12 protein-coding genes are annotated in these 13,986 nt (G+C 69.0%); 5 read left to right on the forward strand and 7 right to left on the reverse strand.

The genetic code is table 11. The features are described from left to right. Positions 1-38: 38 nt before the first annotated feature. The 4 genes from H7I41_RS09810 to H7I41_RS09825 all read right to left on the reverse strand — a co-directional run bounded on the left by H7I41_RS09810 (position 39) and on the right by H7I41_RS09825 (position 4,871). On the reverse strand, positions 39-887 hold the full coding sequence (locus H7I41_RS09810) for an ABC transporter permease (protein WP_264012386.1): 849 nt from the start codon (positions 885-887) through the stop codon (positions 39-41). Continuing rightward, on the reverse strand, positions 884-1,846 hold the full coding sequence (locus H7I41_RS09815; protein ID WP_264012411.1) for an efflux ABC transporter ATPase subunit, DrrA-related: 963 nt from the start codon (positions 1,844-1,846) through the stop codon (positions 884-886). Before H7I41_RS09815 ends, H7I41_RS09810 begins: the two co-directional genes overlap by 4 nt. 62 nt (positions 1,847-1,908) lie before the next feature. Beyond that, the gene (locus H7I41_RS09820; RefSeq protein WP_264012387.1) at positions 1,909-3,543 is read right to left on the reverse strand and encodes a fatty acyl-AMP ligase; all 1,635 of its coding nucleotides are present in this window, start codon (positions 3,541-3,543) and stop codon (positions 1,909-1,911) included. 359 nt (positions 3,544-3,902) lie between these two features. Then, the gene (locus H7I41_RS09825; protein ID WP_264012388.1) at positions 3,903-4,871 is read right to left on the reverse strand and encodes a 4-(cytidine 5'-diphospho)-2-C-methyl-D-erythritol kinase; all 969 of its coding nucleotides are present in this window, start codon (positions 4,869-4,871) and stop codon (positions 3,903-3,905) included. 50 nt (positions 4,872-4,921) lie between these two features. On the opposite strand from H7I41_RS09825, the gene H7I41_RS09830 reads away from it, so the two are divergent. Together H7I41_RS09830 and H7I41_RS09835 are read left to right on the forward strand one after the other, a co-directional pair. Further along, positions 4,922-5,713, forward strand: a complete 792-nt coding sequence (locus tag H7I41_RS09830) for a serine/threonine-protein kinase (protein ID WP_264012389.1) — start codon at positions 4,922-4,924, stop codon at positions 5,711-5,713. 80 nt (positions 5,714-5,793) lie between these two features. Then, positions 5,794-7,296 (forward strand): amino acid permease, encoded by a 1,503-nt coding sequence (locus H7I41_RS09835; protein WP_264012390.1) that lies wholly within the window; start codon positions 5,794-5,796, stop codon positions 7,294-7,296. 8 nt (positions 7,297-7,304) lie between these two features. On the opposite strand, the gene rsmA is transcribed toward H7I41_RS09835, so the two are convergent. The 3 genes from rsmA to H7I41_RS09850 all read right to left on the reverse strand — a co-directional run bounded on the left by rsmA (position 7,305) and on the right by H7I41_RS09850 (position 10,278). After that, positions 7,305-8,189 (reverse strand): 16S rRNA (adenine(1518)-N(6)/adenine(1519)-N(6))-dimethyltransferase RsmA, encoded by an 885-nt coding sequence (gene rsmA, locus H7I41_RS09840; protein WP_302471748.1) that lies wholly within the window; start codon positions 8,187-8,189, stop codon positions 7,305-7,307. Further along, positions 8,186-9,313 carry a resuscitation-promoting factor gene (locus H7I41_RS09845; protein WP_264012391.1) on the reverse strand — a complete coding sequence of 376 codons (1,128 nt, stop codon included), beginning with the start codon at positions 9,311-9,313 and terminating at the stop codon, positions 8,186-8,188. Before H7I41_RS09845 ends, rsmA begins: the two co-directional genes overlap by 4 nt. A gap of 89 nt (positions 9,314-9,402) precedes the next feature. Beyond that, on the reverse strand, positions 9,403-10,278 hold the full coding sequence (locus tag H7I41_RS09850; protein ID WP_264012392.1) for a TatD family hydrolase: 876 nt from the start codon (positions 10,276-10,278) through the stop codon (positions 9,403-9,405). On the opposite strand from H7I41_RS09850, the gene metG reads away from it, so the two are divergent. The 3 genes from metG to H7I41_RS09865 all read left to right on the forward strand — a co-directional run bounded on the left by metG (position 10,271) and on the right by H7I41_RS09865 (position 13,981). Next, positions 10,271-11,806: a methionine--tRNA ligase gene (gene metG / locus H7I41_RS09855; protein ID WP_264012393.1), complete on the forward strand. Its 1,536-nt coding sequence runs from the start codon at positions 10,271-10,273 to the stop codon at positions 11,804-11,806. The two genes, H7I41_RS09850 and metG, sit on opposite strands and share 8 nt — an antisense overlap. A 103-nt stretch (positions 11,807-11,909) precedes the next feature. Next, complete coding sequence (locus tag H7I41_RS09860; RefSeq protein ID WP_264012394.1) at positions 11,910-13,082, forward strand: NAD(P)/FAD-dependent oxidoreductase; 1,173 nt, start codon at positions 11,910-11,912, stop codon at positions 13,080-13,082. After that, positions 13,079-13,981 (forward strand): RNA polymerase sigma-70 factor, encoded by a 903-nt coding sequence (locus H7I41_RS09865; protein WP_264012395.1) that lies wholly within the window; start codon positions 13,079-13,081, stop codon positions 13,979-13,981. The genes H7I41_RS09860 and H7I41_RS09865 overlap by 4 nt, the downstream gene beginning before the upstream one ends. Positions 13,982-13,986: the final 5 nt, after the last annotated feature.

The following is a 13,986-nucleotide window of genomic DNA, read 5'->3' on the forward strand; positions in this document are numbered from 1 at the left end:
GAGTATAGCGAGAAATACTCAGCTCGCCATGCGAGCCGTCAGCCGCCGGTGCGGCGGGTGTAGGCGCGCAGCGCGACGGGCGCGATGACCGCGGTCAGCACCACGGACCACAGCACCGTTGCGAGCACCGGATGGTGCAGTGGTAGCTGCGCTTCGGGCGCCGCGGGCGGGCCGTTCCCCCACAGTTCGCGCATCGCCTGCGCCAGCGACGACACCGGGTTCCACTCGGCGATCACCCGCAACCAGTGCGGCATCGGCCCGGTCGGCACGAACGTGTTCGCCAGGAAGGTGATCGGGAACAGCACGGTGAACATCACCCCGTTGACGGCCTCGACCGATCGCATCAGTGAGCCCACCAGGATGCCGAACCAGATGATGCCGAACCCGAACACCAGCAGCAGCGCGAACGCGAGCACCGCCTCGCCGACGCCGCCGCGGATCCGCCAGCCGATCGCCAGGCCCGTCACCGCCATCACCACGATGCCGAGGGACGAGTGCACCAGGCTGGCGACGCTGCGCCCGATGAGCACCGACGACCGGTGGATCGGCAGCGACCGGAACCTGTCGATGATGCCCTTCTCGACGTCGGCGGTGATGCCCGCGGCGACGACGAACGCGGAGAACACGATGGTCTGCGCCAGGATGCCGGGCAGCAGGAACTCGCGGTAGGACGCGCCACCGGTGTCGGTGATCGACGCACCGAACACGAACGCGAAGAGCAGCACGAACATGATCGGCTGCGCGGTGACGTCGCTGAGCATCTCCGGCATGCGCTTGGTGTGGATCATGTTGCGCTTGACCATGATCCAGGACTGCTGGGCGATGTTGGTCGGATGCGTGCGGGGCCGCTCGGCCTCGACCTCTGTACGCGACGCAAGGGCTGTCATGCGCTGGCCTCCTCCTCGGTGCGGTGTCCGGTGAGCGACAGGAAGACATCGTCGAGACTCGGCCGGGACAGCCCGATGTCGTCGACGGCGATGCCGCTGTCGCGGAGCCAGCCCGCGACGCGGATGACGTCGTCGAGCCCGTCGGCGGAGGCCGTGACCTGTCGCGCACCCGCCTCGACGAACACCTCGGCGCCGGTGCGGGCCAGCAACTCCTGGGCCGCCGACAGGTCGTCGGCGTCGGTCACGGTGACCACCAGGCTCGCGTTGCCGGCCTGGCGCTTGAGCTCCAGCGGCGATCCCTCGGCGATGATCCGGCCCCGGTCGACGACGACGATGTTGTCCGCGAGCTGGTCGGCCTCCTCGAGGTACTGCGTGGTGAGCAGCAGGGTGGTGCCCTGCTCGACGAGGCCGCGCAGCACGTCCCACAGGTCGCTGCGGCTGCGCGGATCGAGGCCGGTGGTCGGTTCGTCGAGGAAGAGCACCGGCGGCGACGCGAGCAGGCTGACCGCGAGGTCGAGGCGCCGCCGCATCCCGCCGGAGTAGGACTTGACCACCTTGTCGGCGGCGTCGGCGATGGAAAACCGCTCCAGCAGTTCGTCGCCCATGCGGGCCAGCTCCCGGCGCCGGATGCCGTACAGGCTGCCGATCATCCGGATGTTCTCGCGACCGGTCAGCAGTTCGTCGACGGTCGCCACCTGCCCGGTGAGGCCCATGTTGCGCCGCACCTCGTCGGGTTGGCGCAGCACGTCGAATCCCGCCACCCGCGCCGTCCCGCTGGTCGGCTCGGTGAGCGTCGTCATCATCCGCACGGTCGTGGTCTTGCCCGCACCGTTGGGCCCGAGCAGGCCGAGGACGGTGCCCGGCGGGACGGCAAAGCTGACGTGGTCGACCGCGGGTGGCACGACCGCGGGATCCCCGAACTGCTTCACCAGGTCGATCGCTTCGATGGCCGGTGTCATGTCACCGACGGTATCGGTGATCACCGACACCTCGTTACCCCCGGTGCGAGGGCGCAGGGCTGCTAGGTGACGAGCGAGACCGAGTTGGCGCGGCGCAGCTTGCCCGACGGCGTCTTCGGGATGGTGCCGGGCCCGAGGACCACGACATTGCGCGGACGCACGTCCACCTCGGTCACCACCTCGTGGGCGACCTGGTGCTCGATGCGGCGCACCTCGACCGGGTCCTGCCAGGCGTTGGACTCCACCGCGACGGCGAACGTCTCGCGCGAATGCCCGGCGTCCAGCCGGACGGCGACGGCGCAGCCGGGCCGCACGCCCTCCACGCGCCCGGCGGCCCGCTCGATGTCGGTCGGGTAGATGTTGCGCCCCGCCATGATGATGACGTCCTTGACGCGGCCGCAGACCACGACGTGTCCCTCTTCGGTGAGGTAGCCGAGGTCGCCGGTGTCGTACCAGCCGTGCTCGTCCTGGGCGGGCACGAATCCGCCCATGGTGATGTAGCCGGGCGTCAACGGCTCGCCGCGCAGTTCGATGACGCCGACACCGCGGGCGGGCATCACGTTGCCCTGCTCGTCGATGATGCGGGCCTCGAGCCCCTCCAGCAGCGGGCCGAGCGTGGCCAGCCGCTTGGTGTTGCCCTTGGTGGCGGTCACGGCCCGGCGCAGAGCGGCCAGCAGGTCGGCGTCCACCTCGTCGACCACCAGGCCGGCGCCGCACTCGGAGAACGACACCGCCAGCGTCGTCTCGGCCATGCCGTAGGCGGGCAGGATCGCCTCGGCGCTCAACCCGAACGGCCTGCCCGCGTCGATGAGGTCCTCGACGTCGGCCGGTTCGACCGGCTCAGCGCCCGACAGCGCGAAGCGCAGCGTGGACAGGTCGAACTCGCCGGGCGTGGCCTGCCTGCGCAGTCGCTTCGCCAGCAGCGCGTAGGCGAAGTTCGGCGCGGCGGTCATCGTGCCCTTGTACTTGTCGATCAGCCGGGCCCAGAGCAGCGTGTCGCGCAGGAAGTCCATCGGCGTGACCTTGACCAGCTCTGCGCCGAAGTACATCGGGATGGTGAGGAAGCCGACCATGCCCATGTCGTGGAAGCAGGGCAGCCAGCTCACCATGACGTCCTTCTCGACGTCGTACTCGGCGCCGATGAACATCGCCTCGGCGTTCGAGTGGATGTTGCGGTGGGTGATCTGCACGGCCTTGGGTGAACCGGTCGAGCCGGACGTCAGCTGCATCAGCGCCAGGTCGTCCTCGCCGACCTCGACGGGATCGATCGGCTCCGAGCCCAGCAGGTCGGAGACGGTGAGGACGGTGATGCCCTTCTCCTCGAGCACCGGGATCGCCACGTTGAACGGCTCGGAGACGATCACGGCCTTGGCCTCGATCATCCCGATCACCATCATGGTGTCCTCGGCCCACAGCGCGAGGTCGGTGCGCGGGGTCGGCTGGTGCAGCATGGTCAGGCTCGCGCCGCGCATCCACAGGCCCTGCGCGGTCGGCGCGATCTCGACGGGGAAGCCCGCCAGCACGCCCACCGCGTCACCCAGTCCGACACCGGCCGCGGCCAGGCCGCCGGCGATGCGCCGCGCACGCTCGTGCACCTCACCCCAGGTGTGTCGCACGGGCTCGTGCGGCTCCCCGGTCACCATGCCGGTGGTGACGGTGCGGGCGTTGCGGTACATCTTCTCGGTGAACCTGCTCACGACGACCTCCTCGGGACCGGCGACAATGCCCGGTTTCTCATGCTCCGCTGTTTGCCGGGCGCTGCCGAGAAGGCGCGCACGAACGATTCAGGAGCGGTTTCATATCGAAACGGTGATGCATGGGAAAACCCGGGCGCGGTTGCGGATCCGGAAGCGACAGTGCTCTTCGGCGAGCCTGCCGTAGAGCTGCGAGCGGACCCGCCGAGCAGTCCGGCGGGTGACGGGCTCGCGCCCATTGCTTGACCGCTAGTTTTCACCGGGCACCATCTTAAGAGGCTCTTAAGTGTCCGCCAAACTGTAGCGCGGATTGAGGCGTGGGTCACATCGGCGGCGCGCCGTGTCCCTGGCGCCTCCGCGCGTCAGCCCGACGGGGTCGGCGCGGGGACCAACCGGGCGCCGTGCACCGGTCCGCTGGCTACCCGCACGGTCCGGCAGACGCCCGCGCCGGCCAGCCGGACACCGATGTCGACCGCCGCCGTCGCTGACTCGCACAGGAACGCACACGTCGGGCCCGAGCCCGACACCAGGCCGGCCAGCGCACCGGCCTCGCGCCCCGCCCGCAGCGTGCGCCGCAGACCCGGGTACAGGCTCAGCGCCGCGGCCTGCAGGTCATTGCCCAGCAGCGGAGCCAACTCGGCGGGGTCCCCGGAGGCCAGCGCCGCGAGCAGCGGCTCGGGATCGTCCAGCCGCGGCGGCGCGTCGCGCTGGCCGTCGGCCGCCGCGCGCAACCGGTCGATCTCCCCGAACACCTTCGGGGTGGACAGGCCCTTGTGGGCGAACGCCAGCACCCAGTGGAAGGTGCTGCGGGCGAGCACCGTCGCGAGCTCCTCCCCGCGGCCGGTGCCCAGCGCCGTCCCGCCGTGCAGGGCGAACGGGACGTCACTGCCGAGAGTGGCGGCCAGCGTGTGCAGGTCGCGGCGGGGCACGCCGAGCTCCCACAGGGCGTTCATCGCGACGAGCACGGCAGCGGCGTCGGCACTGCCGCCCGCCATCCCGCCCGCCACCGGTATCGCCTTCTCGATCGAGATCGCGACGTCGGGGGCGCGGCCGACGTGTTCGGCGAGCAGTTCGGCGGCCTGCCACGCGAGGTTCCGCTCGTCGAGGGGCAGTCCCTCGGCGCCCTCGCCCGCGATCTCGAGCGACTGCACGTCGGCGTTGCGGACGGTGATCTCGTCGACCAGCGACACGGCGTGGAAGACGGTGGTGAGGTCGTGGTACCCGTCGTCGCGCAGGTCGCCGACCCCGAGGTAGAGGTTGACCTTCCCCGGTGCGCGCACGGTCACCGAACCAGTGGGAACCCACTGAGATGCGGTGTTGCCGTCGGCCACCGCACGACACTAGCGCCGCGCGCCGGCCCGGAGAACCTAGGCTTCCCGATATGCTCGCGCGCGGCGACAGGGTGGCGGACTACGTCGTCGACGAACCGCTGGGCCGCGGCGGGTACGCCGAGGTCTACCGGGTGCGCACCGACGCAGGCGCCGACGTGGCGCTCAAGATCCTCGACGAGCGTCATCGCAGGCCCGCCGACGTCGGCCGGCTTCAGCGCGAGTTCGCGTTCGCCCGCGCGGCCGAACATCCGCACGTGGTGAAGGTGTACGAGTGCGGTCCGCACTGGCTCACCATGGAGATCGTCGGCGGCGGAACGGCGATGACGCTGCCCAGGATGGACGACCGGCTGACGGCACTGGCTCAGATCGCCGGCGCACTCGACCACATCCATCGCTCAGGCATCGTGCACTGCGACGTCAAACCCGCCAACATCCTTGTGCGCGAGCCTTTCTCGTCGATCAGTGTGGTGCTCGTCGACTTCGGCGTCGCGCACTCGATGACCGATGACGCCCTCCGCCATCCGGCCCGCGTCGAGGCGTCGCTGCCCTACTCCGCACCGGAGCTGCTGCGAGGCCGCACGCCGACTCCGGCGGTCGACGAGTATGCGCTCGCCTGCACCGCCGTCGAGATGATCACCGGTGCCACACCCTTCACCGCGAACACCTCGCACGGCCTGGTCGACGAGCACCTGAACGCGCCGCCACCGCGGCTGGCGCGGCGAATAGCGTGGATACCGCACGCTTTCGACTCGATCATCGCGAAGGCGCTGGCGAAGGATCCCGACCTGCGCTACGACTCGTGTTCGGAGATGGTGAGGCTGATCACCCGCACCCTGCGGTGAACCGCGTCCGGCCGCCGACTTAACGCAGCTTTAACTGGCGTCCGATTCCGCTTTACACGGCCGGGGCTAACTTCGGCCCTATGACCGCGACCGCGCCATACGACAACTCCGCACTCGCGCACGAAGAGGAGGGCTACGAGAAGGGCCTCAAACCGCGGCAGCTGCAGATGATCGCCATCGGCGGCGCGATCGGCACCGGCCTGTTCATGGGGGCAGGCGGCCGGCTCAACAGCGCGGGACCAGGCCTGTTCATCGTGTACGCGATCTGCGGACTGTTCGTCTTCTTCATCCTGCGCGCACTGGGCGAGCTTGTGCTGCACCGCCCTTCGTCGGGATCATTCGTCTCGTACGCCCGTGAGTTCCTCGGCGAGAAGGCGGCGTACGTCGCGGGCTGGATGTACTTCTTCAACTGGGCGTGCACGTCGATCGTCGACGTCACCGCCATCGCGCTCTACATGCACTACTGGGGCGCCTTCGAGGCGATACCGCAGTGGTCGATCGCGTTGATCGCGCTGGTGATCGTGCTGAGCGTGAACATGATCTCGGTCAAGTGGTTCGGCGAGATGGAGTTCTGGGCGGCGCTGATCAAGGTCGTCGCACTGGTCACCTTCCTCATCGTCGGCATCGTCTTCCTGGCCGGCCGCTTCGCGATCGAGGGCCAGACCACCGGTCCCTCGGTGATCGCCGACAACGGCGGCATCCTGCCCACCGGCATCCTGCAGCTGGTGATCATCACCTCGGGCGTCATCTTCGCCTATGCCGCAGTTGAATTGGTCGGCACCGCCGCCGGTGAGACCGAGGATCCGCCGAAGGTGATGCCCAAGGCGATCAACTCGGTGATCTTCCGGATCGCGGTGTTCTACGTCGGCTCACTGATCCTGTTGGCACTGCTGCTGCCGTACACCGCGTACGAGGAAGGCACCAGCCCGTTCGTGACGTTCTTCTCCAAGATCGGCGTCCCCGCCGCGGGCGACATCATGAACTTCGTGGTGCTCACCGCCGCGCTGTCCAGTCTCAACGCCGGGTTGTACTCGACCGGGCGCATCCTTCGGTCGATGTCGATGAACGGCAGCGCGCCGAAGTTCACCGCGAAGATGTCGAGCAGGGGTGTGCCGTGGGCGGGCATCGCGCTGACGGCGGTCTTCACCGTGGTCGGCGTCGTCCTCAACCTGGTCGTGCCCGCGGAGGCCTTCAACATCGCGCTGGACCTGTCGGCGCTGGGCATCATCGCGTCGTGGGGCACGATCGTCATCTGCCAAATCCAGCTGTACCGCTGGTCGCAGAAGGGGATCCTGGAGCGGCCCAGCTTCCGGCTCTTCGGCACGCCTTACACGAGCTACGCCACGCTGGTGTTCCTCGTCGGCGTGGTGGCGCTGATGTGCTACGAGAACTACTGGAACCTGATCGCCCTGCTCATCATCATCCCGACACTGGTCGGCGGCTGGTACGCCGTCCGTGGGCGGGTGCTCGAGATGGCGCGTGAACGCATCGGATTCACCGGTAACTACCCCGTGGTGGCGGAGACACCGCTGCTCGACGAGTTGCTCGGCAAGGACAACCGGCGTGACGGCGACAAGGAGTAGCCGCGCTGCTACGCGAGGCTGACGGGCGCCTCGGAGTCGTCGGAGCGCTGCAGCAACCGCACGAAGTCGGCGACCCCGAGGGTCTCACCGCGACGCGACGGGTCGATGCTGGCGGCGAGCAGCCGGCGTGCCGACTCGTTGCCCGAACCCGCCCACTCGGCGAACGCGTTGCGCGACGTCTTACGCCGTTGCGCGAACGCGATGTCGATGAGGTCGAAGACCTGCTTACGGAACCCGGGCTCGGTCGGCCACGGCGAGGTCTCGTAACGGTCCAGCCGCACCAGTCCGGAGTACACCCGCGGGATCGGCCAGAACACCGTCGGCGACACCATGCCGTACCGGCGCACCTTGCCGTAGAACCTGACCTTCGCACTGGGCACGCCGTAGTCCTTGCCGCCCGGTTCGGCGGCCAGCCGCTCGGCAACCTCGGCCTGCACCATCACCATCACCGACTTGATCGTCGGGAACTCGGCGAGCAGGTGCAGCAGCGCGGGAACCGCGACGTTGTACGGCAGATTGGCGACGAGCGCGGTGGGCTCGTTCTCCAGGTCCGACGGCTGCAGCGTCAAGATGTCGCTGTTGAGCACCGTGAGCCGGTTGATCTCGCTGTGCGAGTGGTCGGCGATCGTCTTGGGCAACTGGCGCGCCAGCAGCGGGTCGATCTCCACCGCAGTGACGTGCGCACCCTTGTCCAGCAGTGCCAGGGTGAGTGAACCAAGCCCGGGGCCCACCTCCAGGACGTGGTCGTGCCGGTGGATCCCCGATGCCGAGACGATCCGGCGCACGGTGTTCGCATCATGGACGAAGTTCTGCCCAAAGGACTTGCGTGGCCGAAAGTCGATGTCTTTCGCCAAGCGTCGTATCTCGGTCCGCCCGAGAAGCCGAATTGTCAGGACGCCCCCACTCTCGCACTACACGTCGGCCAGGCGCCCCAACCTTGCCGCGCCCGTGTGACCTCAGCAATCGCGATCTGCTCTTCTCGTGTTGCCAGATCTGCGCGCCCAGCATACCTCAGACCACCGTTGCGCTCCCAGGTGTTTTGATCAAATTGGACACCGCCGAAGTATCCGTTGCCTGTATTGATGCCCCAGTTACCTCCGGCTTCGCACTGCGCAAGCGCGTCCCACTGCCCTCCGTTGCTGACCGGAGGCACTTCGGTGCCCGGTTTGGCACCCACCCGCAGCACCCCGGGGCGGGCCGGTGTCACGACGACATTGGCTACTGGCAGCCTGCCCGTTTCGACACCGTTCACCTTCGCGATGGCGAATGTGACGTCCTGCGTGCCCGGCGCGCCCGGGTCCTCGACCACCGAACGGCTCATGTTCAGGGTGACGTCCTCGATGCGCTGATTGGCCGGCGCGAGCGGCAACCGCTCGGTGACCCGCTCGATCCGGATCCGGGTCACCCGGATCGCCATTCCGTCGACAACCGGCGCCGCCGCGGGTGGCACCACCTTGTCGCGCTGCTGCAGCGGCGCGCCCGCCGCCTCGAGAAGGCCGGCCACGTTGGGCGCCGCGAGACGCACGGTGCGCACGGCGCCGCCCTCGTCGATGTGCACGGTTTTGGGGCTGACCACGGGCAATGACATCCCGGCCAGCGGGACGCGGCTGCCACGCGAGGCCGCGGCCGGCGCCTTGTCGGTCATCTGCAGCTGGCTCAGCGCCTCGTCGACGGTGGACGCCGTGGTCCACACCTGGGTGCTGTGCTGGCCGTCGAGCGAGATCTGCAGCGGCCGGCTGCGGCGCAGCTCGATGGTGTCGGACTGGCCGATCGTCTGGTCTGCGGCGGGGCGCAGGTCGTCGCGGTCCTCGACGTCGAAGCCGTTCTCCTCCACCACGTCGATCACCCGGGACTTCATCGTGGTGACGGTCGTGGAGGTGCCGTCGACGCTCAGGGTCACGGTCTTGTGCGCGGTCACGGCGTATCCGCCGGCGAACGTCAGCGCGAGCAGCAACGCCCCTACGAGGAGTCGCAGGACCGGCGAGCGCGATTCATGGAGCTTGGTCAGAGCATTCAAGGTGGAGTCAGTCCCCGACTTTTCGGACGGCGGTGGGCTCAGCCGTACTGGATCACAAGACGGTAACGAAAAGGTGTCCTGGCGGCAACTTAGGCCACGCGGTAGGCCCTTCTCGCATTTGCCGTGGTTTCGCCGGCGAGTTGTTCGGCCGGGCGCCCGACGACTTCGGCGAGCGCACGCACGGTGTACGGCAGACAGTATGGCTCGTTCGGCGCACCCCGGAACGGGTGAGGGGTGAGGAACGGGGCGTCCGTCTCGATGAGCAGCTGGTCGGCCGGGATCAACGGAACGGCCTCGCGAAGCGCGTGCGCATTCCGGAAGCTGACGGTGCCCGACAGGCTGATCAGCCAGCCCGCATCGACGCAGGCCCGCGCCATCGCGGCGTCGGACGAGAAGCAGTGGAAGATCACGGTGTCCGGGGCGCCCTCGGCGCGCAGCACGTCGAGCACCTCGGCGTCGGCGTCGCGGTTGTGGATCATCAGCGGCTTGCGGATGCGCTTGGCGAGGTCGATGTGCCAGGCGAAGGCCTCGCGCTGCTCGGCGGGCGTGGCGCAGCCCTCGAGCCGGCCCGGCCAGTAGAGGTCCATGCCGGTCTCGCCGACGGACACCACCCGCGGATGCGCCGCGAGGCGTTCAAGCTCCGCCCTGGCGGCATCGGTGAGTGCGTTCGCGCGCGTGGGGTGCAGGGCCACCGCGGCGTACACCCGCGGATCCCACTCGGCGGCCCGGGTCGCCCAGCGCGCCGAGGCCAGATCGTCGGCGATGGTGACCACCGTCTGCACGCCGACGGCCTCGGCCCGGTCCACGATCGCGCGCACGTCGTCGGCGTCCTGGGCACCGCAAGCGTCGAGATGGGTGTGCGCGTCGATCAGCGGGGTCAGGGGTTCCGGCGGCGGCGGCGCCTCCCGCCCGGCTGAGCGCTTACTACTCACCGCAACACCATAAGGTTGTGTCCAAATGAGCATCCCGTTCTACATCACCACGGCGATCGACTACCCGAACGGCGCACCGCACATCGGGCACGCCTACGAGAAGATCGCCACCGACGCCATCGCCCGCTTCAAACGGCTCGACGGCTTCGACGTCCGCTTCCTCACCGGCACCGACGAACACGGCCTGAAGATGGCCGAGACCGCCACCCGCGAGGGTCTCCCCACGCCCGACTTCGCCCGGCGCAACTCCGACGTGTTCCAGCGCCTCTACGAGAAGCTCGACATCTCCTTCGACCGGTTCATCCGCACCACCGATCCTGACCACATCGAGGCCTCGATCGACATCTGGAACCGGATGGACGCGGCGGGTGACATCTACCTCGATGCGTACTCCGGCTGGTACTCGGTGCGCGACGAACGGTTCTTCACCGAGGGCGAGACCACAGTCCGCGACGACGGCACCCGGATCGCCACCGAGACCGGCGCACCACTGACCTGGACTGAGGAGGAGACCTACTTCTTCCGGCTGTCGGCCTACGCCGACCGGTTACTGGCCCATTACGAGGCCCACCCCGAGTTCATCGGGCCCGACGTACGGCGCAACGAGGTGGTCAGCTTCGTCTCCGGCGGCCTGCGTGACCTGTCCATCTCGCGCACCACCTTCGACTGGGGCGTTCAGGTGCCCCGGCACCCCGACCACGTCATGTACGTGTGGGTCGACGCGCTCACCAACTACCTGACCGGCGTCGGCTTTCCCGACACCGGCTCCGAGGCGTTCGAGAAGTACTGGCCGGCCGACCTGCACATGATCGGCAAGGACATCATCCGGTTCCACACCGTCTACTGGCCGGCGTTTCTGATGTCGGCAGGCATCGAGCTGCCGCGCCGGGTGTTCGCCCACGGCCACCTGCTCAGCGGCGGCGAGAAGATGAGCAAGTCGGTCGGCAACGTCGTGGACCCCGTCGCACTCGTCGACACGTTCGGCGTCGACCAGGTGCGCTACTTCCTGCTGCGGGAGGTGCCGTTCGGGCAGGACGGCAACTACACCGAGGAAGGGATCATCGCCCGGATCAACGCCGACCTCGCCAACGAGCTGGGCAACCTGGCGCAGCGCTCGCTGTCGATGGTGGCCAAGAACCTCGACGGCGCAGTGCCCGAACCCGGCGCATTCACCCCGGAGGACGCCGCACTGCTCGACGCGGCGGGCGCACTGCTGGCCCGGGTGCGGGAGCACTACGACGGGCAGGCCCTGCACCTGGGGCTGGAGGCGATCTGGTCGGTGCTCGCCGCGGCCAACAGGTACTTCTCCGCGCAGGAGCCGTGGGTGCTGCGCAAGAGTGACGAGCAGCGCTTCAAGACCGTGATCTACACGACGCTCGAGGTGGTGCGGATCGCGGCGCTGCTCAGCCAGCCGGTGATGCCGACGGCGTCCGGCGCGCTGCTCGACCTGCTCGGCCAGCCCGCGGACCGGCGCGACTTCATCGCGATCGAGGAGCGCCTCGTTTCGGGCACCCCGCTGCCTGCACCCCAGGGGGTGTTCCCGCGCTACCAGGTGGAGTGATCTGCGCCACAACTCGACCAGCGCCTGTCACACTCCCGGCGTGTGCGGTGTCTCCAAGGCAACCCGGCTAGATCGCAACGCCGGATGAACCGAGGAGTGTGAGATGACCGAACAGCACAGGGTGGTCGTGGTCGGCGGCGGTTACGCCGGCGTGATGGCCGCCAACCACCTGCGACTCGACGAAACCGTCGACGTCACCCTGATCAACCCCCGGCCGAACTTCGTGGAGCGGATCCGGCTGCACCAGGTCGTCACCGGTTCCGACGACTCCGTCGTGGACTACCAGAGCATCCTCGGCGCGGGCATCAGGCTCGTCGTGGATTCGGCGACCCGGATCGACGCCGCGAGCCGGCGGGTCGAGCTCGGTTCCGGCGAGACGCTCGACTACGACTACCTGATCTACGCGGTCGGCAGCACCGGCGCCGCCGCGACCGTGCCCGGCGCCGCCGAGCACGCGTTCCCGATCTCGGAGTTCGAACACGCCGAACCCCTGCGCGCCGCTGTCGCGGGCGCCGCCGCCGACGCGCCGATCATCGTCGTGGGCGCGGGACCGACGGGTATCGAGGTCGCCGCCGAACTCGCCGAGGAGGGCCGCCGCGTCACCCTGGTGTGCGGCAGCGTGCTCGGTCCCTACCTGAGCACGGCGGGCCGGCGGGCCGCGGCCAAGCGGTTCGCCAAGCTCGGCGTGACCGTGCTGGACGGACCCGGTGCGGTGGTGACCGCGGTCGGTCCTGCTGCGGTCACACTGGCCGACGGTCGCGAACTGCCAAGCGCCGTCACCATCTGGACCGCCGGTTTCGCGGTGCCCGATCTCGCCGCGCGCAGCGGCCTGACCACCGACCCGATCGGCCGGCTGCTCACCGACGAGACGTTGACCAGCGTCGACGACCCCCACATCGTCGCCGCCGGCGACGCGTCGGCGCCGTCTGACGTCCCGCTGCGGATGAGCTGCCAGGCGGCGATCCCCCTCGGCGCACAGGCCGCCAACACGGTGCTGAGCCGGATCGCCGGCACCGAACCCGCGGTGCTCAACCAGGCGTTCACCGGACAGTGCATCAGCATGGGCCGCGACGCGGGGCTGATCCAGCTCGCCCACCTCGACGACAGGGTGATGCCGTTGTACGTCGGCGGGCGCGTGGCGGCGTCGATCAAGGAAGCGGTGTGCAAGGGCACGGTCGCCTTCCTGGCCCGGGAAGCGCGCAAGCCGGGTAGCTACTTCTGGCTCAAGGGCGGCAAGCGGCAGCGGCGGCTCGCGGAGGCGGTCGCGCTCCCGTGACGGCCTCGCCGGGTGCTTCGGAGCACGCCGAACGATTCACGTTGCTGCGACCGCTGCTGTTCACCATCGCCTACGAGATGCTGGGCAGCGCAACGGAATCCGATGACGTGCTACAGGAGAGCTACCTGCGCTGGGCCGAGGTGGACCTGGACACGGTGCGCGACACCAAGGCCTACCTCTCGCAGCTCGTCACCCGGCAGGCCCTCAACGCCCTGCGATCCCAGTCACGCCGACGCGAGGACTACATCGGGCCGTGGCTGCCGGAACCCCTGCTGCTGGACACCCGGGACCCGGCCGCCGACGTCGTCCTCGCCGAGTCGGTCTCGATGGCGATGCTGGTGGTGCTCGAGACACTGAGCCCCGACGAACGCGCGGTGTTCGTGCTGCGCGAGGTGTTCGGCTTCGACCACGACGAGATCGCCTCGGCCGTCGGCAAGTCCACGGTGGCGGTGCGCCAGCTGGCGCACCGCGCCAGGGAACACGTGCAGTCGCGGCGCAAGCGGTTCGAGCCCGTCGATTCGAGGACGTCGGAAGCGCTCACCACCCGGTTCTTCGCGGCAGCCGCCAGCGGCGACCTCGACGACCTGATGGCGATGCTGGCCCCCGACGTCGTCTGGACCGCCGACAGCGACGGCAAGCGTTCCGCTGCGAGAAGACCCGTTGCGGGCGCCGAGCGCGTCGCGAAGCTCGTCATGGGACTGGTCCGGCAGGCCGGCGAGGGCGGCCGCATCGAGCCGGCCATGTACAACAACGCCCCCGCGCTGCGGCTCTACCTCGGCGACAGCTTCGAAGGCGTGATCACCGTCGAGATCGTCGACGGCCGGATCACGAACTTCTACGCGATGCGCAACCCGGACAAGCTGGCCGGTGTCGACGTCCGCCGGGAGATCACCCGCTAGCTTCT

The organism is [Mycobacterium] manitobense (assembly GCF_025821665.1).
In the GTDB taxonomy this organism is placed as follows: Bacteria; Actinomycetota; Actinomycetes; order Mycobacteriales; family Mycobacteriaceae; genus Mycobacterium; species Mycobacterium arseniciresistens.

Excerpts from the sequence above, each read along its gene's own strand:
- H7I41_RS09810 (WP_264012386.1), bottom strand. The coding sequence starts at position 887 with ATGACAGCCCTTGCGTCGCGTACAGAGGTCGAGGCCGAGCGGCCCCGC.
- H7I41_RS09815 (WP_264012411.1), bottom strand. The coding sequence starts at position 1,846 with ATGACACCGGCCATCGAAGCGATCGACCTGGTGAAGCAGTTCGGGGAT.
- H7I41_RS09830 (WP_264012389.1), top strand. The coding sequence starts at position 4,922 with ATGCTCGCGCGCGGCGACAGGGTGGCGGACTACGTCGTCGACGAACCG.
- H7I41_RS09835 (WP_264012390.1), top strand. The coding sequence starts at position 5,794 with ATGACCGCGACCGCGCCATACGACAACTCCGCACTCGCGCACGAAGAG.
- metG (WP_264012393.1), top strand. The coding sequence starts at position 10,271 with ATGAGCATCCCGTTCTACATCACCACGGCGATCGACTACCCGAACGGC.
- H7I41_RS09850 (WP_264012392.1), bottom strand. The coding sequence starts at position 10,278 with ATGCTCATTTGGACACAACCTTATGGTGTTGCGGTGAGTAGTAAGCGC.
- H7I41_RS09860 (WP_264012394.1), top strand. The coding sequence starts at position 11,910 with ATGACCGAACAGCACAGGGTGGTCGTGGTCGGCGGCGGTTACGCCGGC.